Source organism: Actinoalloteichus sp. GBA129-24 (assembly GCF_001941645.1).
In the GTDB taxonomy this organism is placed as follows: domain Bacteria; phylum Actinomycetota; class Actinomycetes; order Mycobacteriales; family Pseudonocardiaceae; genus Actinoalloteichus_A; species Actinoalloteichus_A fjordicus.
Window position 1 is genome coordinate 4,832,737 of sequence record NZ_CP016077.1, and the last position, 20,291, is coordinate 4,853,027.

The 20,291-nt window shown below is 69.7% G+C and carries 25 protein-coding genes and 1 pseudogene; 17 read left to right on the forward strand and 9 right to left on the reverse strand.

Annotation, left to right across the window (positions count from 1 at the left end):
* Nucleotides 1–35 precede the first annotated feature (35 nt).
* From UA75_RS20705 to UA75_RS20720, 4 genes are all read left to right on the forward strand, one after another.
* Complete coding sequence (locus UA75_RS20705; protein ID WP_075741673.1) at nt 36–1,748, forward strand: dipeptide ABC transporter ATP-binding protein; 1,713 nt, start codon at nt 36–38, stop codon at nt 1,746–1,748.
* A gap of 355 nt (nt 1,749–2,103) precedes the next feature.
* Entirely contained in the window at nt 2,104–3,237 is a 1,134-nt protein-coding gene (locus UA75_RS20710) for an oxygenase MpaB family protein (protein ID WP_075741674.1), read from the forward strand.
* 176 nt (nt 3,238–3,413) lie between these two features.
* Nucleotides 3,414–4,184 (forward strand): hypothetical protein, encoded by a 771-nt coding sequence (locus tag UA75_RS20715; RefSeq protein WP_075741675.1) that lies wholly within the window; start codon nt 3,414–3,416, stop codon nt 4,182–4,184.
* Nucleotides 4,185–4,192: 8 nt separating this feature from the next.
* Nucleotides 4,193–4,537 carry a hypothetical protein gene (locus UA75_RS20720; RefSeq protein ID WP_157434330.1) on the forward strand — a complete coding sequence of 115 codons (345 nt, stop codon included), beginning with the start codon at nt 4,193–4,195 and terminating at the stop codon, nt 4,535–4,537.
* A gap of 27 nt (nt 4,538–4,564) precedes the next feature.
* On the opposite strand, the gene UA75_RS20725 is transcribed toward UA75_RS20720, so the two are convergent.
* Nucleotides 4,565–4,840, reverse strand: a complete 276-nt coding sequence (locus tag UA75_RS20725) for a hypothetical protein (protein WP_075741677.1) — start codon at nt 4,838–4,840, stop codon at nt 4,565–4,567.
* A 237-nt stretch (nt 4,841–5,077) separates the two neighbouring features.
* On the opposite strand from UA75_RS20725, the gene UA75_RS20730 reads away from it, so the two are divergent.
* The 4 genes from UA75_RS20730 to UA75_RS20745 all read left to right on the forward strand — a co-directional run bounded on the left by UA75_RS20730 (nt 5,078) and on the right by UA75_RS20745 (nt 6,978).
* On the forward strand, nt 5,078–5,344 hold the full coding sequence (locus UA75_RS20730; protein WP_157434642.1) for an RNase adapter RapZ: 267 nt from the start codon (nt 5,078–5,080) through the stop codon (nt 5,342–5,344).
* Entirely contained in the window at nt 5,319–6,239 is a 921-nt protein-coding gene (locus tag UA75_RS32050; protein ID WP_157434331.1) for a hypothetical protein, read from the forward strand. Before UA75_RS20730 ends, UA75_RS32050 begins: the two co-directional genes overlap by 26 nt.
* Nucleotides 6,236–6,574: a hypothetical protein gene (locus UA75_RS20740; protein WP_075741679.1), complete on the forward strand. Its 339-nt coding sequence runs from the start codon at nt 6,236–6,238 to the stop codon at nt 6,572–6,574. The genes UA75_RS32050 and UA75_RS20740 overlap by 4 nt, the downstream gene beginning before the upstream one ends.
* Before the next feature lie 62 nt (nt 6,575–6,636).
* Nucleotides 6,637–6,978, forward strand: a complete 342-nt coding sequence (locus tag UA75_RS20745) for a hypothetical protein (protein ID WP_075741680.1) — start codon at nt 6,637–6,639, stop codon at nt 6,976–6,978.
* A 56-nt stretch (nt 6,979–7,034) separates the two neighbouring features.
* On the opposite strand, the gene UA75_RS33260 is transcribed toward UA75_RS20745, so the two are convergent.
* The 5 genes from UA75_RS33260 to UA75_RS20765 form a co-directional block, all read right to left on the reverse strand.
* Nucleotides 7,035–7,385 (reverse strand): hypothetical protein, encoded by a 351-nt coding sequence (locus tag UA75_RS33260; protein WP_157434332.1) that lies wholly within the window; start codon nt 7,383–7,385, stop codon nt 7,035–7,037.
* Nucleotides 7,375–7,662 carry a hypothetical protein gene (locus tag UA75_RS33265; protein WP_157434333.1) on the reverse strand — a complete coding sequence of 96 codons (288 nt, stop codon included), beginning with the start codon at nt 7,660–7,662 and terminating at the stop codon, nt 7,375–7,377. The genes UA75_RS33260 and UA75_RS33265 overlap by 11 nt, the downstream gene beginning before the upstream one ends.
* A gap of 23 nt (nt 7,663–7,685) precedes the next feature.
* Entirely contained in the window at nt 7,686–8,129 is a 444-nt protein-coding gene (locus UA75_RS33270) for a hypothetical protein (RefSeq protein ID WP_157434334.1), read from the reverse strand.
* A 148-nt stretch (nt 8,130–8,277) separates the two neighbouring features.
* Nucleotides 8,278–8,475 carry a DUF397 domain-containing protein gene (locus UA75_RS20760; RefSeq protein WP_075741683.1) on the reverse strand — a complete coding sequence of 66 codons (198 nt, stop codon included), beginning with the start codon at nt 8,473–8,475 and terminating at the stop codon, nt 8,278–8,280.
* Complete coding sequence (locus UA75_RS20765; RefSeq protein ID WP_075741684.1) at nt 8,472–9,320, reverse strand: helix-turn-helix domain-containing protein; 849 nt, start codon at nt 9,318–9,320, stop codon at nt 8,472–8,474. Before UA75_RS20765 ends, UA75_RS20760 begins: the two co-directional genes overlap by 4 nt.
* Nucleotides 9,321–9,685: 365 nt before the next feature.
* Here UA75_RS20765 and UA75_RS33275 point away from each other — a divergent pair, with 365 nt between their 5' ends.
* From UA75_RS33275 to UA75_RS20780, 4 genes are all read left to right on the forward strand, one after another.
* Nucleotides 9,686–9,862, forward strand: coding sequence for a hypothetical protein (locus UA75_RS33275; RefSeq protein WP_157434335.1), 177 nt, complete (start codon nt 9,686–9,688; stop codon nt 9,860–9,862).
* Nucleotides 9,859–10,389, forward strand: coding sequence for a hypothetical protein (locus UA75_RS20770; RefSeq protein WP_075741685.1), 531 nt, complete (start codon nt 9,859–9,861; stop codon nt 10,387–10,389). Before UA75_RS33275 ends, UA75_RS20770 begins: the two co-directional genes overlap by 4 nt.
* A complete protein-coding gene (locus tag UA75_RS20775) occupies nt 10,386–10,637 on the forward strand; it encodes a hypothetical protein (RefSeq protein ID WP_075741686.1) in 252 nt (83 codons plus the stop codon). The genes UA75_RS20770 and UA75_RS20775 overlap by 4 nt, the downstream gene beginning before the upstream one ends.
* 94 nt (nt 10,638–10,731) lie before the next feature.
* Entirely contained in the window at nt 10,732–11,928 is a 1,197-nt protein-coding gene (locus UA75_RS20780) for a MarR family winged helix-turn-helix transcriptional regulator (protein ID WP_075741687.1), read from the forward strand.
* Between the two features lie 302 nt (nt 11,929–12,230).
* On the opposite strand, the gene UA75_RS20785 is transcribed toward UA75_RS20780, so the two are convergent.
* A complete protein-coding gene (locus tag UA75_RS20785; RefSeq protein ID WP_083690825.1) occupies nt 12,231–13,079 on the reverse strand; it encodes a helix-turn-helix domain-containing protein in 849 nt (282 codons plus the stop codon).
* A gap of 95 nt (nt 13,080–13,174) precedes the next feature.
* Here UA75_RS20785 and UA75_RS20790 point away from each other — a divergent pair, with 95 nt between their 5' ends.
* Entirely contained in the window at nt 13,175–14,044 is an 870-nt protein-coding gene (locus UA75_RS20790) for an NAD(P)H-binding protein (protein ID WP_075741688.1), read from the forward strand.
* 98 nt (nt 14,045–14,142) lie between these two features.
* Here UA75_RS20790 and UA75_RS20795 read toward each other — a convergent pair whose 3' ends face one another.
* Both UA75_RS20795 and UA75_RS20800 read right to left on the reverse strand, forming a co-directional pair.
* Nucleotides 14,143–15,693, reverse strand: a complete 1,551-nt coding sequence (locus tag UA75_RS20795; RefSeq protein ID WP_075741689.1) for a multicopper oxidase family protein — start codon at nt 15,691–15,693, stop codon at nt 14,143–14,145.
* Nucleotides 15,690–16,238, reverse strand: coding sequence for a hypothetical protein (locus UA75_RS20800; RefSeq protein ID WP_075741690.1), 549 nt, complete (start codon nt 16,236–16,238; stop codon nt 15,690–15,692). Before UA75_RS20800 ends, UA75_RS20795 begins: the two co-directional genes overlap by 4 nt.
* A 162-nt stretch (nt 16,239–16,400) precedes the next feature.
* On the opposite strand from UA75_RS20800, the gene UA75_RS34960 reads away from it, so the two are divergent.
* The 4 genes and pseudogenes from UA75_RS34960 (at nt 16,401) to UA75_RS20815 (ending at nt 20,081) form a co-directional block, all read left to right on the forward strand.
* Entirely contained in the window at nt 16,401–16,523 is a 123-nt protein-coding gene (locus tag UA75_RS34960) for a hypothetical protein (RefSeq protein WP_257787480.1), read from the forward strand.
* A 179-nt stretch (nt 16,524–16,702) separates the two neighbouring features.
* Nucleotides 16,703–17,524 (forward strand): annotated as a pseudogene (locus tag UA75_RS20805) (alpha/beta fold hydrolase); the annotation flags it as partial.
* 11 nt (nt 17,525–17,535) lie between these two features.
* Nucleotides 17,536–18,174, forward strand: coding sequence for a TetR/AcrR family transcriptional regulator (locus tag UA75_RS20810; RefSeq protein WP_075741692.1), 639 nt, complete (start codon nt 17,536–17,538; stop codon nt 18,172–18,174).
* Between the two features lie 338 nt (nt 18,175–18,512).
* On the forward strand, nt 18,513–20,081 hold the full coding sequence (locus UA75_RS20815; protein WP_075741693.1) for a serine/threonine-protein kinase: 1,569 nt from the start codon (nt 18,513–18,515) through the stop codon (nt 20,079–20,081).
* The last annotated feature ends 210 nt before the right edge of the window (nt 20,082–20,291 follow it).

Sequence of the window (20,291 nt, forward strand, 5' to 3'; positions counted from 1 at the left end):
CCGGCGCACCAGAAGACTCCAGGAGCTTGAGGACGATGACCGAGACCGACACCGCCGCACCGCTTCTCGAACTACGCGACCTCGAGGTGTCCTTCTCCACCGCACCGGGCGCGACGCCCGCCGTGCGCGGAGTCGACCTCACGGTGCGGCCCGGCGAGCGGGTCGCCATCGTCGGCGAGTCCGGCTCCGGCAAGTCCACCGCCGCGATGGCGGTCCTGGGCCTGTTGGCGGGCCGGGGCCGGATCACCTCGGGCAACGTCCTGTTCCGAGGCGAGGACATCACCACGGCGAGCGAGTCCCGACTGCGCAGGCTGCGCGGCCGCGAGGTGGGGCTGGTGCCGCAGGACCCGATGTCCAACCTGAACCCGGTGCGCCGGGTCGGGGATCAGGTCGCCGAGACGCTGCGCGCCCACGGACTCGCCACGGGCGCGGCGGCGCGCAGCCGGGCGATCGAGCTGATGGGCGACGCGGGCATCCCCGACGCGGCCCGGCGGTCGCGGCAGTATCCGCACGAGTTCTCCGGCGGGATGCGGCAGCGGGTGCTCATCGCGATCGGGCTGGCCTGCCAGCCGCAGCTGCTCATCGCCGACGAGCCGACCTCCGCACTCGACGTCACCGTGCAGCGGCAGATCCTGGACCACCTGGAGACGCTCGTGTCGTCCCTGGGCACCTCGCTGCTGTTCATCACCCACGATCTCGGCCTGGCCGCCGACCGGGCGGACACGGTGTTCGTCATGTCGCAGGGCCGGGTGGTGGAGTCCGGCTCGGCGCGCGGCCTGCTGGAGGGCCCGCAGCACGAGTACACCCGGCGACTGGTGGCCGCCGCGCCGTCGGTGGTGACCGCCCGACGATTCCTCGGCGGCACGACGTCGACCGCGACCACCGTCGCCGAGCGGGAGACACCGGCCGAACTCGGCGCGGCGGACCGCTCGGCCGCACCGGCCGACCCGGCTGCTCGGAAGGACGATGACGTTCTCGTCGTCGACGGGCTGGTGAAGGACTACCGCCTCCGGGGACGGCTCTCGGGGACGCTGCGCGCGGTCGACGACGTCAGCTTCGGCGTGCGTCGGGGCTCCACCACCGCGATCGTCGGCGAGTCCGGCTCCGGGAAGTCCACCATCGCCAAGATGGTGCTGGGCCTGGAGACGCCCACGGCGGGCACGGTGCGGCTCGACGGCCGCACGGTGCAGACCGCGCGCGGCGCGGAGCGGCGGGCGATCCGCCGAGCGATGCAGCCGGTGTTCCAGGACCCCTACGGCTCGCTTAACCCGATGTTCACCATCGAGCGCATCGTGGACGAGCCGCTGCGGGTGTTCCGCACGGGTGACCGGCAGAGCCGCCGGAAGCGGGTCGCCGAGCTGCTCGATCACGTCGCGCTGCCCCGCAGCGTCGCGCAGCGCCACCCCAACGAACTCTCCGGCGGACAGCGGCAGCGGGTCGCGCTGGCCAGGGCGCTGGCGCTGGAGCCCTCGGTGGTCATCTGCGACGAGGCGGTGTCCGCATTGGACGTCCTGGTCCAGGATCAGGTGTTGCGGCTGCTCGCCGGGTTGCAGCGGGATCTGGGGCTGACCTACCTGTTCATCACCCACGACCTCGCCGTGGTGCGGCTCATCGCCGACGACGTCCTGGTGATGCGCGCGGGCCAGGTCGTCGAGCGGGACACCGTCGATCGGGTCTTCGAGAACCCGGAGACCGACTACACGCGCAATCTGCTCGACGCGATTCCGGGGGCGGGGTTCTTCGGCTGAGGGCCCCGAGTCTCGGGCAGGGCGACCGGACGGTGGGCAGTGCGGGCCGTCGCCGGTCGCGGCGGGGCTCGATGTCGCTCCGGGGCTCGATGCTGCTCCGTCCGATGCTGCCCGACGCCCGGTCGGCGAACCGGCTCGTCCAACGTCCGTCCGGCCGATGTGCACACATCGGCCGGCGGCGCGACGCCCTGGGCACCGGGTGGCGACGAACTCACGGAGCAGTCCTCTAGGCCGTTCGGGCGATAGAACGGGGAATTCGGGGGATCGAGGTCGGCAGGTCTGGTCATCGCGCTCGGAAGGGCCTTAGCTGACCGGGCGCGAGAGGCGCACCGCAGCGGCAAGAGGTGGCAGCCCAGTGATCGACCAAGCCGGCATCGAGGCGTTGAAATTCCACGGCGACCCGCTCGCGGACGACGTGATCACCGATCTCGTGGCCACCGACCAGGTGGGCGCGGTGAACGAGGTCCTCGCTCAGTTCCGCGCCAACGACCAGCCCGTCCCCGAGGAGTTACCGCCGTCGGTGCGGGCGTATCTCCTCGCCACCGACACCGTGCCCGACTGGACTGACCTCGATCGCGTGGCGGGCGCGTACGACTTCTTCATCGACGACGGCGTGCACGTCGCCTCGGTCCTGTCGTTCGGTGCGATGGTCAACTGCTACGCCCAGCCGAGACCGTCCAGGGTGCTGGCGCTGACCCACAGATTGAATCAACCGCATCGACGGCTGTCGGAGACCTCGCAGTTCGTGCTCAACATGATGGGGCCTGCACCGTTCGGGGCCGGTGGAGCCTTCATGCCCACCATCCAGAAGACCCGGTTGATCCATGCCGCCGTGCGGTACTTCATCACCCACTCCGGTACCTGGGACGTCGAGGCCGACGGGGTACCCATCTGCCAGCAGGATCTGCTCGGCGCGCTGCTCATCTTCTCGGTACAGGTGATCGACGGCATGCGGCGGATCGGGGTCTCGGTGACCGAGAAGGAAGCCGAGGACTACTACTACGTCTGGCGGGTGACCGGCGCCTTACTCGGAATTCCCGCCGTTGCGATGCCGGAGACACTGGCCGAGGCACAAGAACTCAACGCGACGCTCGTCGAAGCCTCGTACGCGCCATCGGCCGAAGGTGTGGAGCTCACGCGGAATCTGCTCGACCTCTACGAGAAGATGGTCCCCGGCAAGGTTTTCGACGGCGTCGTCGCGGCGATGGTCCGCCAGACGGTTCATCCGCACGTGGCCGACTGGATGGGCGTGCCGCATTCCCGAGGCTGGCGCCGTGCCGTCCGCGCCGGAGCCCGGTTGATGCGTGTCCTGGAACGGGCGGAGGACCGCAGCAGGCTCGCCACGACCGTCCTGGACAAGGCGGGCAGCCTGCTGCTCAGTGGCAGCGCCCGCGTCCTGTGCGACGGGCAGCCCACCACGCTGAACATCCCCGCCGGGCTGAAGGAGAAGTGGCTCGCGGCGGGTACGTGCCCGGCCGGTCGCGGGTGAACGGATTAACGCTGCCCCGGTGACGACGGGCTGACTAAGCGCGTGGCGGCTGCGGGCGCGGCGCCGACTGCGTCCTGAGTCCTGACGTCTGTCGCGCTCTGGCCTCGCACCCACTCGACCGGCGAAACTCTGTGTCCGGCATGATCGGACGATCACCGATAGTGAGGAGTCGAGCCGTGTCGGTCACGGACGTGGTCGAGCAACTGCGTCAAGCCCATGCCCTGCTGACCGAGGCCCGGCGGGCGACGGCCGAAGCCGACGCGGCGATCACCGACGGCGCGGCCGTCTTCGCCACCGCCACCCTCGGTTCGGCGCAACCCGAGGTCGAGCAGGTCAACCACCTGGCCCGCGCGTCCGGTGAGGAGGTCCGCGCGGCCCACGCCCTGTTCGGCCAGGCGCAGGACCTCATCGACGGCTACTGCCACGAAATCGCCGGACACGGCGTCGGCGACGCCGGGCCACCGGTGGTGGTGTCGCCGTCCGCAGACGAGACGGTTCGGTCGCCGTCGACAAGCTCGCCGCCTCCCGACCGGGTCGCGCCCGAAGTCCGCTACGCCGAGCAGATCGCCGAACTCCGCCGCAACGGCGTCAAGATCAGCGTGGAACGTATCGTGCGCATGACCCGGCATCGTGACGGCCGTATCGTCTGGTTGGAACTGGGCGATGAGGGGTCCGGCCTCGGCCACATCAATCGGCCCTTCCGGAAGGGGAACTTCGAAGACCTCGGCACGCCACCACACCGCGTGCCGGGTCTGATCTTCGCCGGTATCGAGCGCGGCGACCTGATCGGCTATACCGGCAGGGATCGAGAGGTCTACGACGTCGAGTTCGACGGGTCGATGCGCCGATTCTCGGTCCTGTTCGGCAGCAACGGCTACATCGTCACCTCGCACCCCATGAACCGGGACGAGCCCGGCCGCGTCCGCCCGCACCTCCGCAGGAAGTGAGACACACGATGAAACCCGTACAGGTGGGCATCCTTGCCGGATTCGATGAGGGCCCGTTCTATTACCACGTCCAGAAGGGACGCGGTACGAACTGGACGATCGAGGAAGCCGCCGAGCACCTCGGGTTCAGCGCCGACCTCGCCCGCGAGCTGACCGCATGGGACGACGAATACCAGGCGACCTTGAACCTTGCCGTCCCGCAGGACTCCGGATTCCCGACCCCCGAGGCCAAGCAGGCATGGATCGAGCGCGGTAAGAACCTGGCCGCCCGGCTCAAGCGCGAGTGCCCGAACGTTGCCAGCGTGGACTACCAGGCCAACGGCGCGATCCTCGACGGTGAATGCGTGTTCTGACACCCCTGGACGACGAGAAGACTGTGATCAGGCGAGGGTGACCCATGCGAGGTACCCGGCGTTGTGGGTAGCAGTGAGGGCGGTCGCGTCGAGCGTGGTCGGCAGCAGGCGGCTCGCCCAGTCGGTGATCGCGCCCGCGCAGAATTGCGGGCGTACCGGCGCGGCGTCGAGGTACAACGGCCCCGATGCCAGCGTGAGCGCTACCAGGACTACGACATGCGCCCCGACCGGGATGGTGATCGACCCGCCCCCTTCGGCGGAACCGCCCGGTGCGGAGCGGGGTGCCGGTGCGAGCGTCGACACTGATCAGCGAGTGAGACGGGTCTCCCTCGCGTGGTGCCGGGTCTGACGAGGGCGATGCAGACCGTCTGCCTGCTGGATTTCACTCTTCTTCTGGCAGATTTCTTGGTCGACACCTCCAAGGCGCTATGTAGGCGCGCTACTCCTTGACGCTAGTTGATCACAGCCAGGTACGGCGAGCCACCCGCGAGATATGCCGGTGCCGGTGAACACCGGGTCCGAGAGAAGGTCGCCGTGAGCATGGGGTGTCGTGACTGCCAGTTCTACACTGGGCCGGGCATCGTCCAGTCGGGTCGGCGGTTCGCCTTCGGCGCCCGGATCATGGCCGCGCAGGCGCGCGACAGCCGGGCGGTTCACATCGCGGTCGGGTGCACGGGCGGGTGGCACCGATCGCCCGCAGTGGTCCTGCTGCTGGCCGATCTCCTCGGCGCCGCGCACCCGCGCTGCACGCTGACCATCACCCACCGCGATCTCACCCGTTGTGGGATCGGCGTTTCCGCAGTCTGACGTTCCGCCCCCGTGCCCCGGCCGCGCACCCGTGCGACCGGGGCATGGGGGCGTCCGGCATCATCACACCCATCACCGGTTACCAGCAGTGAGGAGTCGAGCCGTTTCGGTCACGGACGTGGTCGAGCAACTGCGTCAAGCCCATGCCCTGCTGACCGAGGCCCGGCGGGCGACGGCCGAAGCCGACGCGGCGATCACCGACGGCGCGGCCGTCTTCGCCACCGCCACCCTCAGTTCGGCGCAACCCGAGGTCGAGCAGGTCAACCACCTGGCCCGCGCGTCCGGTGAGGAGGTCCGCGCGGCCCACGCCCTGTTCGGCCAGGCGCAGGACCTCATCGACGGCTACTGCCACGAAATCGCCGGACACGGCATCAACGACGCCGGCGTACTGCCCTCGGTGTCATCCTCCACCGAGGAGACGACGACTCGGCCGCCGTCCACCAGTCCCCCGACGGACACCGACCGGCAACCCGCACCGGAAGTCCGCTATGCCGAGGAGATCGCCGAGCTTCGCCGCAAGGGAACGAAGATCAGCCCCGAGAAGGTCATTCGCATGGGCCGCCACCAGCAAGGCCACCTGGTATGGCTGGAAACCGGCGACATCGACTCCCGCGGAAACGCCCACATTCTGCGGCCGAAACGGGCGCGGCAGTTCGCCGATAAGGGTGTGCCCCAGCATCGCGTGGTGGACCTGATCTTCACGGGCATCGAGCACGGTGAGCACGTCGGCTACGTCGGAGTAGATCGTGAGGTCTACGAGGTGGAGTTCGACGGTGAACGGCGACGGTTCGGCGTTTTGATCTCCTCCAATGGCTACATCGTCACCGCCCATCCCCTCAGTATCGAGGATCAGAGGAAGATCCGCTCACACAAGCACCGGAGGCAGACACCATGACGCTCGATATCGCGATTCTCGCAGGCTATGAACAGGGCCCCTTCTTCTACACATACGAGGGTGCCATGGAGAACTGGTCGGCGGAGGCAGCGGGAGAGCATCTCGGACTCAGCGCTGGTCTCGTTCGCGACCTCACCGTCTGGGACGACGAATGGCAGAACACACTCGACCTCGCCGACGGCCGGAACTCCGGCTTCGACACCGATGAGGAGAAACACGAATGGATCGAACGGGGCAAGGCCCTGGCCATCCGCATTAAACAGGAATCACCACTTGTCGCCAGCGTGGACTACCAGGCCAACGGCTACTACGAAGACGGCACCTGCGTGTTCTAGCTGCCACACGACGGCGGCGATGAGAACAAGATCCGCCCGCACAAACACCAGAGGAAGACAACATGACGATCAGAATCGGGATACTCACTGGATGGTTCCAGGGACCCTTTTACTACAAGCGCGACGACAGCGAGGGATACAACTGGTCTATCGAGGAGACGGGAGAATACCTCGGGCTCAGCGAGGGTCTCGTCCGCGACCTCACCGCATGGGACGACCACTGGCAGGCCCAAATCGACCTCGTCGAAGGCCAGAACTCCGGCTTCGACGACAAAGATGAAGAACACGCCTGGATCGAACGCGGCAAGAAACTCGCCGCCCGCATCAAACAGGAGTCCACGATCGCCGTCAGCATCGACTACCAGGCCAACGGCTACTACGAAGACGGCACCTGCATGTTTTGATCAGCCGACGACGAGAGGTCGTGTCGGCAACCAGGAGACGGTGATCCGCTCGGGAATTAGAAGACACATTCGCCAGGCTGGTACTCGCCTCGGGCCTGGTAGCCGACACGGCCGACGTTAGGGGATTCGCGCTTGATACGCGAAGCGAGCTCTCTCCCCTTATTCAGCCAAGTATGATAGGCATTTTCCGAGGGGAACCTTGATTCCCTGGGGTCGTCGATATTCAGCGTATCCTGATATTCATGGTCCCATGCTTCAAGTTCCCGAACCAGGCCTTCGCTGAGGTGGAAAAAATCCCCCGCTTCTTCCGGAGCATGGTACCAGGCGTCATCATCCTGCGCATCGAACAGGAGCGGATCTTGACTGTATCCCACAAGTATTTCCAGATCAACTTTTTCAGAATTCACGCGACAGCTTCCTTTTTCTTCCGAAGAAGTAGGCAGTTACAAGACACCCGTTGCTACCCACCACGATGGCGATACGTCGAATTTCACCATCGCGCTCAAACTCGTACACTTCGGCATCCTTATGGCGCCCCACGCATTTTTCCCGTTCGAGACAGCTGAAGACAAGATCGGTGATATCTTCACGACTTATCCCACCTTTCTCAAATTGCTCAACTCGACTTGGCTTCAAGATATGCGCTTGTCCCGAAAAATCCTCGTGTCCAAGTTCCAGCCACACCAGGTGGCCGCGTTGGTGCCGGGCTACTCGGACGACTTGGTCGGGGCTGATCTTGACGCCGCCGCGTTGGAGTTCGGCGATCTCGGCGACGTAGCGCTCTGCGGGGGTGCGGGGGCGCTCGGCTGGTTCGGCGGGGATGTCGCGGGGGGCGGTGTGGGTTTCGTGCCGGTTGGGCCGGTGATCGTCGTGCCGTCGATGATGCCGTGTCCGGCGATCTCTTGGCAGTAGGCGTCGATGACGTCTTGCGCGGCGACGAGGGCTGCTCGCGCGGCGCGGATGTCGTCGGCTGCGGCGAGGGCACAGTGTCGGGCCGAATCGACTGCGGGTTGAGTCGAGCCGGTGGTTGCGGCGTCGAAGGTGGTGGAGCCGTCGTCGATCGCCTGTTCGGCATGGGCGGTGGCGGCGAGGGCATCGACGAGTAAGGCATAAGCACGGCGCAGCTCCGCGACGACCTCGATCACGGACACGATCCGACTCCTCACCATCGGTGACATTGCCTATGGTGTCGGACCGCACGACGCCCCCGACAGCCGGGGCGGTGCATGTTCTGCGCGAAGCAGCGAACGGGCGGTGTCGAGCGAAGGGGTCACTCGACACCGCCCGTGGGCACGATGGTCAGCCGAGCCTGTCGGCCTTGACCGCGCGGAGGAAGCTGCTGAAGTCGGCGCGACCGACGATGAGGGTGCCGCCGTCGCGGTTCTTAGTGTCGCGGATGCCGACTCGGCCGGGGGTGCGGCCGATCTCGACGCAGTTGGTTGTGTTCTGCGATCGGCTCGACTTCCGCCAAATGGTTGGCTGCTGCGGTCGCGTCATGACGTCCTTTCCAGTGCAGTGGCGATCTCGGCGATGAGCGTGACGGACTCGGCCGGGCTCATCGCCACGTCGGCGACGACGTCTGCGGCGTTTTGATAAGCCGCGACGTCATCAACCTCGTGGAAGAACAGGCCGCTTCGTCGGTTCTCGACGTGTATGAGGGCCTGCCCGTCCGGACGTTCATAAAGCTCGAATGGTCCCTCCAGCCCAGGGTGCCACCCAGACCCGAGCGGAATGATGCGGATCTCAATGTTGGGCCGCTTGGCCATGTCGAGGATCACCCGTAGCTGGTCAGCCATCACCTCGCGGTCCCCGATGCCTCTGTGTAGGGCACTCTCGTCAATGAGCGCGAGGTAAGCGGCTGGATGTCGGCGACGCGTGAGGACGTCTCGGCGGCTGACCCTCGTTGCAACTCTGGCACGAACTTCGTCGGCACCAAGCCCACCCCCACCGATGATGGCCTGGGCATACTCGCGCGTCTGGATGAGTCCAGGAATGAGGGTGAGCGCCAGGCTCGTGATTCGGGTGGCCTGCTCCTCGGTCTCCAAGATCGCGGCCATCTGCCTCGTCTGCTCAGGCAGCCCGACGGCGACCCATTTCGTGCCGTCGGTGTCGCGTGCTAGTTCGACTAGTTCGTCTCGCAGTGCGCTCTCAACATCGAGGATCGCCAAAGCAGCAGCTAGATCGACGGGCTTCGGCGCACGCTCGCCGGATTCCCAACGTCCGACCGTCGTATGCGCTTTGCCGAGGCGAAGCGCAAGCTGTCGGGCCGTAAGCCCGGCATCTTCACGGGCACGGCGGAGTTCTCGCCCAATCGCGGCTGCACGTGGTGTGGCACCGACCATGTGCCAGAGGGTAGCCGGGACTGCACGCCTGAGTGTCCACCCGATCAGGGCATTGTGCCGAACGGTGCGCCATGCTGATACTCAACCGGCACAACTTTGCACCACTAGTCCTTCTTCCCGCTAGGGAGGCTACTCATGTCCCTTAAGTCCCTGATCATCGATCTGCCGACCCCCACTGCTGTCCTCGTGGCGGTCTGGGCGACCACGCCCGACTCCCGGCGCGAGAAGAGCGCGTCAGGGAGGTCGCCGGTTCGGCTCCACATTGCGACAGTCACGGGCTGCGGCGAGAACAAGCAGCATGCGGCCGCTTTCGACCGGACGCGGGCACTCGGTCATCACCGCCAAACGCAGGGAGGTGGTGTCGTGTGATCGGCCTCGTCGCGCTCGGCATGTTCCTGTTGGCCACCGGGTTCCCGCTGACCGTCTGGGGTTACCGCACTCCCCCGACCCGCGAACACGCGCACCTCCGCACGGTCGCGCTCTCCTCGATCCTGGCCCGGCTGGCCGAGGAACGACTCGACGCCGTGGCGGTGCGGCCATGACGACTCTCGCCGCGTTGTTCCTCGACACCCATACCCATACCGACCCCGACACCGACGTCAGGAGCGGCATCATGTTCGTCACCTCGGGCGCGCACGGTGTGCTCGTCGAGGGCGTCCGACCCGGTCACGATCCGATCCGGGCCGCCATCAGCCCGACCGACGCGGTCGACGTCCTCGACGCGCTCTGGGCCGGGCGCGCGATCGACCTGCCCGCGATCGACGGCATCACCGGCATTCGACGGCTCCAGTTCCGTCCCCGGCCGGACGGCGTGGAAGTCTCCATCCGCAGCCGCACCTCGACACGGGGCCGCTGGCTCGTGCATGCCGATCGCGTCCCCGAGCTCGGCGACGCACTTCGCCGGGCGCTGGCCGCCGCCCGCGCGGCCACCGACACCGCGATGGGCGGCTCGGTCGCCGAGGTCAGCCGCGACGACGTCGGAAGCGCTGCCGACCTCGGTACCGACGTTCGCGCCGGGAGTTCCGCTCTCGCCGCCGCCCTCCAGGTCATCCCCGGCGGCCGCCGATGACCGGGCTCGGCCCGTGGTTCGTCCGCACCGTCGACGACGGCGGCACCCACCGCGCCGACCATGAGCACTGGACGGCCGACGGGCGCGCTCGCATCCGTCCGATCTGCGAGCCCACCGCCGAGTTCACCGCGATCAACCGGGAGCCGATCGCGGTGCCCTACTTCGACGAACACCGCTGCCCGCGCTGCCTCGCCGACGCGCTCGACCCCGCCGCACCACGCCCGCGACACCTGGTGCTCGTGCGATGAACACCCTGACCACGCGCAAGGTCGTCCGGGTCGTACACCGGTTGCAGGCAGCCAGAATTCGGCCTTATGTCCTGGTGATCACCGGCGGCAGGACATGAGCGGCGAGCGCGAGATCGCCGCCGAACCGATGCTCGTCGAGCAGGACGTCCTTCCCGCAGCGGGGCTGTTCCTCGACCGCCATCAGGTCCCGGTTCCGGCGGGCGATCCGATGCCGGTCGACGGCGAGCAGGTCGCCGCCCTCTGCGGCGCGCTGGTGGTCATCGGGCCACCGCCCGCCGAGGTCCTGCTGGGCATCCCCGCCACCCACACCGCCGACTGTCTCGACTGTCGGGCCGTGATCATCGGCGTCGACACCGCTCCGATGACGGAGGACGACGCCGAACCCGTTGCGCGGGCCTACGTCCGCCGGCCCGGCACCGTCCCGGTGCACGTCATCGAACTCGGCCCCGCCGCCGAGCCGCCCGCCGCGCTCATCGCCCGGTGCGGGCAGGTGTTCCACGTCGGTGACCCCGTCGACCACCTCCGGCCCGGCGACGGCGCTCCCTGCACCCTCTGCCTGCTCCGCACGTCATCGAGCCCGTTCGGCAGGTCGGCTGTCTGCTCCGCCGATGCGACCGAGGACGGCACGACACCCGAACCCACCACGGCTATCCGAAGGAGAGAACGGCGAATGTCCGTCACCAGGCCGACCGATGTTCCAGTGCTGTCCGGCCCTCCGGCCCACGGCTCGACATCCGACGGGACGCGCTCGACACCGGCGGCGATCACGCGGGCGGGAGCAGCCTCGCCGCCGCCGATCGCGCCCGGTACGGCGAAGCCCGCAGGCCCGCCCGTTCCGCCGGTTCCCCTGGATGTCGCCGTCGGCGCGGGCACCGTGGCGGCCGAGCCCTGGGTGATGTGGGAGACGCTGATCGCCGCCGTCCAACGCTGGACCGTGCAACCCGCCGACGCCCTGCGCAACAACCACGGCATCACCGTCTACGACTACCGACTCCTGCGCCTGCTCGCCCGCGCACCCCGACCCATGCGCAAGGCCATCACCAACACCGCACTCGACCTCCCACCCCGCAGCCTCGACCACAGCGTCACCCGCCTCGCCGACCGCGGCTACCTCACCGTCACCGGCCGAGGCAACGAGAAACGACTGGCACTCACCGACCCCGGCATCGCCTTCCTCGAAGAGGTCATCGACACCCTCCGGACCGCGACGGCCGACAGCCTCCCCGCCACCGCACTGGCACCCCGAGACCGCACCATCCTCGTCACCCTCCTCAACCGACTACGCCGCTGACCAACGAGTCGGGTCCACGTACGCGGGCCGATGTCGGTGCGGCGATGGGTGCTGCGGTCGACTACGAGACATCCCCGCATGCGCGGGGCCGATACTTGTTGACCAGGGAGTTTAGGGCGTCGGAACCCCGCTTTCGACCACGTGATCCAGGTCACTCCAGAGTGGAGGGTCTCCAGCCCGCCCTCGGCCGGAGCGGCGAAGTCCGTCACGGGGTTGACCTGCCGCCCCCGCACCGCACTCCGCCGGTCACACCGACGACGAGACGACCGCCCGCAACCCGCCGAGGCGAGGCAGCGAAGTCCTCAGCTCCGGCACGGCACAGCCTCCGGCAGACTGCCCGCCGCGAAGCGGCCCGGCGTCACCTGCATGACCTCGCGGAACTCCGCCGTCAGGTGCGACTGGTCGTAGTAGCCCGCGTCGGCGGCCAGCCGGGACCAGGAGCCCACGCCCGCGCCGGTGGCGGCCAGGACCGTCCGCACCCGGGTGACGCGGGCGAAGCGACGCGGGGAGAGGCCGACGGCCCTGGTGAAGACGGTGCGCAACTGCCGCTCGCTGAGTCCCAGATCGCGGGCGGCGTCGCCGAGTCGCTCAGGGGTCCGGCGCAGCCCGCCTGCCAGTCGGGCGGTGGCCTCCCGCAGGAGACCCGCCCGATCGAGCCCCGGCCCGGCCCGGCTCGTCAGGCGGCCGAGCAGCGTCGTCTCCAGTCGATGCAGCACGCCGGGCGGGTCGACGCCGAGTTCGGTCAACTCCTCGGCCAGCAGCGCGGCCTGCCTGCCCCACAGCGTGCGCAACGGCACGGTGCGGTCGGCGATCTCGTCGACGGCCACGCCGAGGAGCGTCTGAGCGTGGCCGGGCCGAATGCGAAGCTGCACGCACAGCGGCAGCTCCTTCCCTGCGCGGTAGGCCGCGTGGGTACGCGGGCCCAGCACGAGCAGGTCGCTGTCACCTTCGGCCGTGATGCGCCACACCAGGGCGGTGGCCGGGTCCGGCGGCTGGGTGCGGCGGCGTCGCGGGCCCGTCATGCCGCCGACGTCGTCGAGGCTGACCGACTCGATCCACGGGCGCAGCGCCGAGTGCACGGGCAGTGTCTCCCGGCGACCCGCCTGCACCGGAGCCGCCTCGACCACAGGCGGCGCTGGCATCGCGCTCATACCGGCACGTTAACCGCCCCGGCCCGGACGCGGCACCGCAGCCGACCGCCGAATCTTCCTATAGTTCCTCGCTCCTGCCCGACAGGGTCGTCGCCATGATCCTGATCACCGGTGCCACCGGCACCATCGGCAGCCTGGTCCTGTCCGCTCTCCGCCAGCACGGCGCCGAGGTCCGTGCGATGACCCGCGACCCCGAGCGGCTCGCGGCGACGTCCGCCCTGTCCGCCGAACAGATCGTGCGCGGCGATCTCGACCAGCCCGAGTCACTGCCCGCGGCGCTGGCAGGCGTGGACACGGTCTTCCTGCTCACCGCCTTCGGCCCTCGCCTGCCGGAACAGGAGCAGAACCTCGTCGCGGCGGCGACCACGGCGGGGGTGCAGCGCATCGTCAAGCTCTCCGCGATCAGCACCGGCGAGGACCCCACCGGGACCCGCCCCGCCGACTGGCATCTTCCCGGCGAGCAGGCGGTGCGGGGCAGCGGGCTGGCCTGGACGGTGCTGCGCCCGGCGGGCTTCGCCTCCAACGCCCTGCAGTGGGCCGAGTCCGTTCGCGCGGGACTGCCGGTGCCGAACATGTCGGGCACCGGCGCCCAGGGCGTGGTCGATCCCCGCGACGTGGCCGAGGTCGCGACGACGGCGCTGCTGTCGCCCGAGCACGACGGCACGGTCTACACCCTCACCGGCCCCGAGACGCTGAGCGTTCCCGACCAGGCTGCGGTGCTCGCGGCGGAACTCGACCGGCCGGTGCCCGTCGTCGAGGTCGACCTGGCGACCGTTCGGCAGCAGATGCTCGCCGCCGGGATGGACGAATCTATCGTCAAGGTGACCGAGTACGGCCTGGATCAGTTCCGCCGGGGAGACGCCGACTTCGTGACCGACGACGTGCAGCGGGTCCTGGGGCGGCCAGCGCTGAGTTTCGCCGCGTGGGTCCGCGAGCACCGCGCGGCCTTCGAGAACGGCGACTGAGGACGTCGAGCAGGCACCCGCCGCGATTGATCGGCCCAGAACACCGCTGCCGATGCCGTCCGCACCTCGCCGACCGGACGGCATCGGCAGCGGCACGCTCACTCCACGGTGACCAGGTTCGCCATCATCATCATGTCCTCGTGCTCCAGGTTGTGGCAGTGGAACACGTATCGCCCCGCATACCGCTCGAAGCGCACGATGATCGCGGCCTCCTCCGCCGGGCGCACGTCGATGGTGTCCTGCCAGCCGTGGTCGTACGGGCCGGGGCCGCCGGTGCCGCGTGAGAGCACCTGGAACGGGCTCAGGTGCAGGTGCACGGGGTGATGGAAGTCGGAGATCAGCCGCCAGATCTCCACAGTGCCCAGCCGGGGTTCGGCGTGGACCTCGTCGGGGTGGAACGGCCTGCCGTTGACCGTCCAGCCCGACATCCCGTGCAGTCGCGTCGACTGGAAGCGCAGGGTGCGGGTGACGACCGCCTCGGCCGGGTCCAATGGAACGATCTCGCTGAGCCGCTCCGGAATCGCGGTGTCGTCGGCAATGCGCTCGCCGACGCGGAACCGCAGCACCGACGCCGTCGACCCGGCGCCGAACTCGTTGATCAGCGTCACCTCGGTGCCCGGTCGATACCGTCCGAAGTCGACGATCACGTCGCAGCGTTGGGCCGAGGCCAGCTCGACGGCGTCGTGCCGGACCGGCGCGGCGAGCAGGCCCGCATCGGTGCCGATCTGGACGAGGCCGCCGCCGCCCGGCGGGGGCGGGTCCAGGGCCAGCCGATAGCGGCGGGCGTTGGAGGCGTTGAGCAGGCGGAGCCGATACCGGGCCCCGCGCACCTCCGCCAGCGGCCACGGCACGCCGTTCACCAGGATCACGTCCCCGAGCACGCCGCCCGCATAGGGCTCCTGGACGCCCGGCCGGCCGGACAGCGTCGGGTCGAGGCTCGGATAGTGCAGCGTCCCGTCGGCCGCGAAGGACCGGTCGGCGATCATCAACGGCAGATCGCGCTCGCCACGGGGCAGCGGGAGGGCGTCCTCCTCGTCGTCGGTCACCAGGTGGAAGCCCGCCAGGCCACGCCAGACGCTCGGCGCGGTGAAGTCCATCCGATGGTCGTGGTACCAGAGGGTCGCGGCGCGCTGGTCCAGCGGATAGTCGTAGCTCCGTTCCCCCTCGGCGAGCACGCCGCCGCCGCGATGCGGCTCGGCGGACGTCCCGACCGGCAGGATCAGGTCGGTGGGGTAACCGTCGTGCTCCGGCGGGGTGTGGCCGCCGTGCAGGTGCACCACGGCGGGCACCGGCAGCTCGTTGCGATGCCGGACCACGGTCCGCCTGCCCCGCCGGGAGACGATCGTGGGGCCGGGGAATCGGCCGTCGTAGCCCCAGATCTCGGTCGAGACGCCCGGAATGATCTCCACCCGGGCGGCGCGCTGGGTCAGCTCGTAGTGATCGGCCGCCGCGTCGACCCGAGTCGGAGCGAGCACGGGCGGGATCACGGCGGGCAGGGTGAAGGGCGTGGGCAGCGGGAGGCGGCTGGTCAGCAGCAGGCCCGTCGAGTCGGACCCGGCGATCCCGGCGACGAGCGGCACGCCGATCGCCGCGCCGACCGCCCCGAGTCCCAGACCGCGCAGCAGATTCCGTCTGGTCAGCGAGGTCATGCGCTGCTCCTCGCCGTGGTCGGGGCCGGGGCGGTCTGCGCCGTGGTACGGGGCCGGTCGGCGTCGGCCGGGGTCTCGGCAGACGCGCCCGTCTCCGGGGCAGGCCCCTGATGCGGGACGAGCCGCCAGGACCGCACCGCCAGCAGCGCGGCGAGCAGGATGATCGTCACCCCGAGCGGGATGTGCACGGTGAGCACCCGTTCGAAGCCCGCCACGTTCTGGGCGATGGTGAGACTGAGCAGACCGAGCGGCGCGAAGATCGGCCAGCGGGGGCCACGTCCCGGCCACCGCAGCGGGATCGCGACCAGGATCGCGGTGATCAGCAGCATGTCGGTCAGCGCAGCGCCGTCCTGATGTCGTTGCAGGGAGCCGAACGTCCCGGAGAGGAACTGTCCGGCCAGCACCGCCTGGAGGAAGACGGCCACGGCGACCGCGCTCGTCAACAGGCCGTAGGGCAGATACATCCAGCGGCGCAGCGCGCCCCGCACCCCGGCACCTCCGTCCCGGTGCGCCGAGGATCGTTCCGGCCTGTCCCGCGTCCCCATCCGAGCCCTCTCGTTGATTTCTACGCCGTAGAGTAATTTTCTACATCGTAGAACACGGCAGACGCCGCAGGACGGACCGGCCGAGAGCAGGCGGCCCGCCGCTCCGACAGCGCGACGGCGGCGGGCCCGCATGGCAACTCAGGACGCGCAGGGGACTCGGACATGGCGAACAGACCGGACATCGACGTCATCGAGGTGGACGGCGGTGTACTTCACGTCGAACGACGCGGCAGCGGGCCCGCGCTGCCGCTGATCGCGGGCGGGGGCGGCGACGCAGGCTCTTAGAGCCTGTCTTTGATCCCCCTGGAGTCGTGAGCGGGGATCAGCGTGGATGAGCTGCCAGGCGGAGGAAAAAGACATAACGGAGTTATGTCGACTGACGACAACGCCGCAGATCGCCGCGCTGGCCCCGCGCAACAGGACAGTGGGGATCAAGGACAGGCTCTTACTCCGCGGTCGGCGATCGTCTCGCCGAGACCCACACGGTGCTGACCTACGACCGGCGCGGCAACTCCCGCAGCAGGCTCGACCGGGACGACGGGGCGCCCCTGAGCCTGCCCCAGCAGTGCGGCGACGCCAGAGCCGCACTGACCGCCGCAGGCGCCGACGCAGGTCTGGTGTTCGGCAACAGCTCCGGCGCGACCATCGGCCTCGAACTGGCGCTTCGGCATCCGGCGTCGGTCAGCGGTCTCGTGGCCCACGAGCCGCCGATCATCACCGTGCTGCCGGACGCCGAGGAACAGGCGGCGTTCTTCGTCGAGATCGATCGCGTGACCCGCGAGGAGGGGGCCCTGCCCGCGTTCCTGTTGTTCAGCTCGACGATCGGCAGGCACCGGCCGCCCACGCTGCTCCGACATCCGGCCGGACGTCGGACGGCCGCCGCCGCGCTGCCCGTCGCCCTTCGACTCGCGGACCGGTGGTCACGCAGGCGGTCCGCCCCCGCCGCCGAGACGCCGGAGGGCAGGCATCGGGCACGGCTGCTCGGCAACGTCGAGTTCCTGATGGCCAGGGAGGTCGCGCCGCTGGTCTCCCACGTCCCCGACGTCGCCGCGCTCCGCGCCTGCGGCGTGCCGATCCTGTTCGCGGGCGGCCGGGAGAGCAGATCCTTCTACTACCACCGCGCGGGCGAGGTCCTGGCGGGACTCCTCGGCGTCGAGTTCGTCGACTTCCCCGGTCATCACACGTCGTTCCGCACCCATCCCGACTCCTTCGCCCGCGCGCTGCGCCACGCCGTGGCAGCGCTGCCTCCTCGGGGCACCGGGAGCAGGCCGGACTCTGGTCGGTAATCTGGCGGGCCATGGCCACCCGCAGGCCCGTGCTGAGCCGCGAGCGCATCATCCACACCGCCCTCGCCGTGATCGACCGAGACGGACTGGACGCGCTGTCCATGCGCAGGCTCGGCGCCGAACTCGGCGTCGACGCGATGGCCGTCTACTACCACCTGCCGGACAAGGCCGCCCTCTTCGACGGCGTCGTGGAGGCGGTGTACTCCGAGGTCGACGTCGACGCGGCCGCCCTCCCCGGCCCGTGGCCCGAGATGCTGGCCGTCTACCTGCGACGACTGCGCGAGGTGCTGCGGCGGCATCCCCATGCCGTTGCGGTGATCGCGACAAGGCCCGCCTACACGGCCTCGGTGCTCGGGCCCGCCGATCGGGCCGTCGGCAGGCTGCGGGAGGAAGGCCTCACCGCCAGGTCCGCCATGGAGATCACCCACGCCTGCCGCGCGTTCACCATCGGCTTCGTCCTCGCCGAGGTGGGGGCGCCGCTGGGCGGGCCAACCCGGGCACCGCGCGAGGCGATCAGCCCGGCCGACTATCCTCATCTCGTCGAGGCGATGGCCGAGGGCTACCGACCAGACGAACAGTACGAGGCGGGACTGCGGGCGATGCTCGACGGCTTCGCGCGGCAGCAGGCCGCCGCCGGCCACGTACCGTAGTACCGGGGCCGACGATGCGGTGCGACCGTCCTCGTCCGGCGCGCGAGTCGCCGGAATGCCCAGGGCGGCACGTGCGACGCGGACTGCGGCCGGGCCAGGACGACGACAGCCCGACGCAGGCACGGCTCCTCCGACGACCGGTCGAGATCAACGGGGTCGGGGCACGCACGGGGCTCGGCCGGAAGATCACGGACAGGCCACACCAGTGATCGACGCCGGATCGCCTCCTGTCAGACTCTTCGAGCCGATCGACCCAGGGCGACCCCCTCGGGTGCGAGTCGGGACACGGCGAGAACCAATGCGCTTTCGTGGTCACGGAGCGACGTACGGAGGAACGGGTGGATCAGGAAGGGCGGCTGGTCGCGGGACGCTACCGCCTGCTGGACCGTATCGGCAGCGGTGCGATGGGCGTCGTCTGGAAGGCACAGGACGAGCGGCTCGGTCGCGTCGTGGCGGTCAAGCAGCTTCTCCTGTCGCCCGGCCTGGAGGAGTCCGCTGCCGAGGAGGCTCGGGAACGGGCCTTCCGCGAGGGGCGGATCGCCGCTCGGCTCCAGCATCCCCATGCGATCTCGGTCTACGACGTCGTCGAGCACGACGAGCAGCCGTGCCTCGTCATGGAGTACATGGCCTCGCGCAACCTCTCGGCCACCATGGCCGCCGAAGGCCCGATGGACATCCGGGAGGTCGCCAGGATCGGCACCCAGGTCGCCTCGGCGCTGCACGCCGCACACGTCGCGGGCGTCGTGCACCGGGACGTCAAGCCGGGGAACGTGCTGCTGGGCGAGGACGGCATCGTGAAGATCGTCGACTTCGGGATCTCGCGCGCGGCCGGTGACGTCACCGTCACCAAGACGGGGATGCTCGCGGGCACCCCCGCGTATCTGGCGCCCGAAGTGGCCAAGGGACGTCCGTCGCTGCCCGCCTCCGACGTCTTCTCGCTCGGCTCCACGCTCTACGCGGCGATCGAGGGGTTGCCGCCCTTCGGCACCAGTGACAACGGCCTGGCCATCCTGCACGCCGTCGCGGCGGGCGACTTCAAGCCGCCGGAGCGGGCAGGCGAACTGACCCCGGTGCTGATGCACATGCTGGCGGCCGATCCCGAACAGCGGATCACCATGCCCGAGACGCAGCGTGTCCTCGCCGAGGTGGCGGGCGGCGGCACCGCGACCGGGCTGACGCCGCTGCACGACTCCGGCGACGGTGGGCACACCGTCTTGGCCCCCACCGGGCCGACCACCCCGCCCGGAGCGCAGGCGACCACCATCGCCGCCGGGTCCGCCGCAGGTGCCCAGGCAGGCGCGACACGGCTCGACGCCCGCCCCGCCCGCACCCACGCCGGTCAGTCTCCGCCCGGCCACACCCACCCCGGCTACGCAGAGCCCGGCGAGGTCCGACCGGGAGCGGCCCGGCCGTCGAGGCGTACCCCGCCCCCGCCGCCGGAGCCCTTCTGGCGCAAGCCCGCCGTGCTGGCAGGCGGCGGCGTGCTCGCGGTCGCGGCGGTCGTGCTCGTCATCAGCACGCTGCTCTCCGGGAACGACGCCGACGATGCCCGGGTGCCGTCGGGTTCAGATCCGGATCAGACCACGGAGCAGCACACACCCACCAACACCACCGAGTCCAGCACCCCGATCGACGAGGGCGCCGATCCGGGCGGTGCTGATCCGGGGTATCAGCCCGCCCCACCGCCGCAGAACGGCCGGCCCGACGGGAGTGACGCCACGACCGTCCCGGAGCCGCCCCCGTCTGAGCCCACCGAGCCGCCGGAGACCACCACGCCCGCCGCCCCGACCCCGTCGCCCACCGAGGCCCCCGCTCCGACTGACGACACCCCACCAGGCGGCGGAGACGACGACGGTGGTGGCGACGACGGCCAGGACCCGCCGCCGGACGAGGAGACCAGCGGCTGAGGCAGGCCGATCGGGGCAGGCGCCGATCCGTCCCGGACGTCCGTCGCGACGCTCGGGCCGGGATGCGGGCAGACCCCGCCTGGGCGGGGGATCGCAGTCGCGCGCTCGTCCGTCGGCCGGACCGCCGACCGGAGCGTCATCCGTCGTTGCGGCCCGGCAGGGCGGCCTGCGGCGAGCACACTGCGGCGAGACCTGCGGCGGCCTGATCGC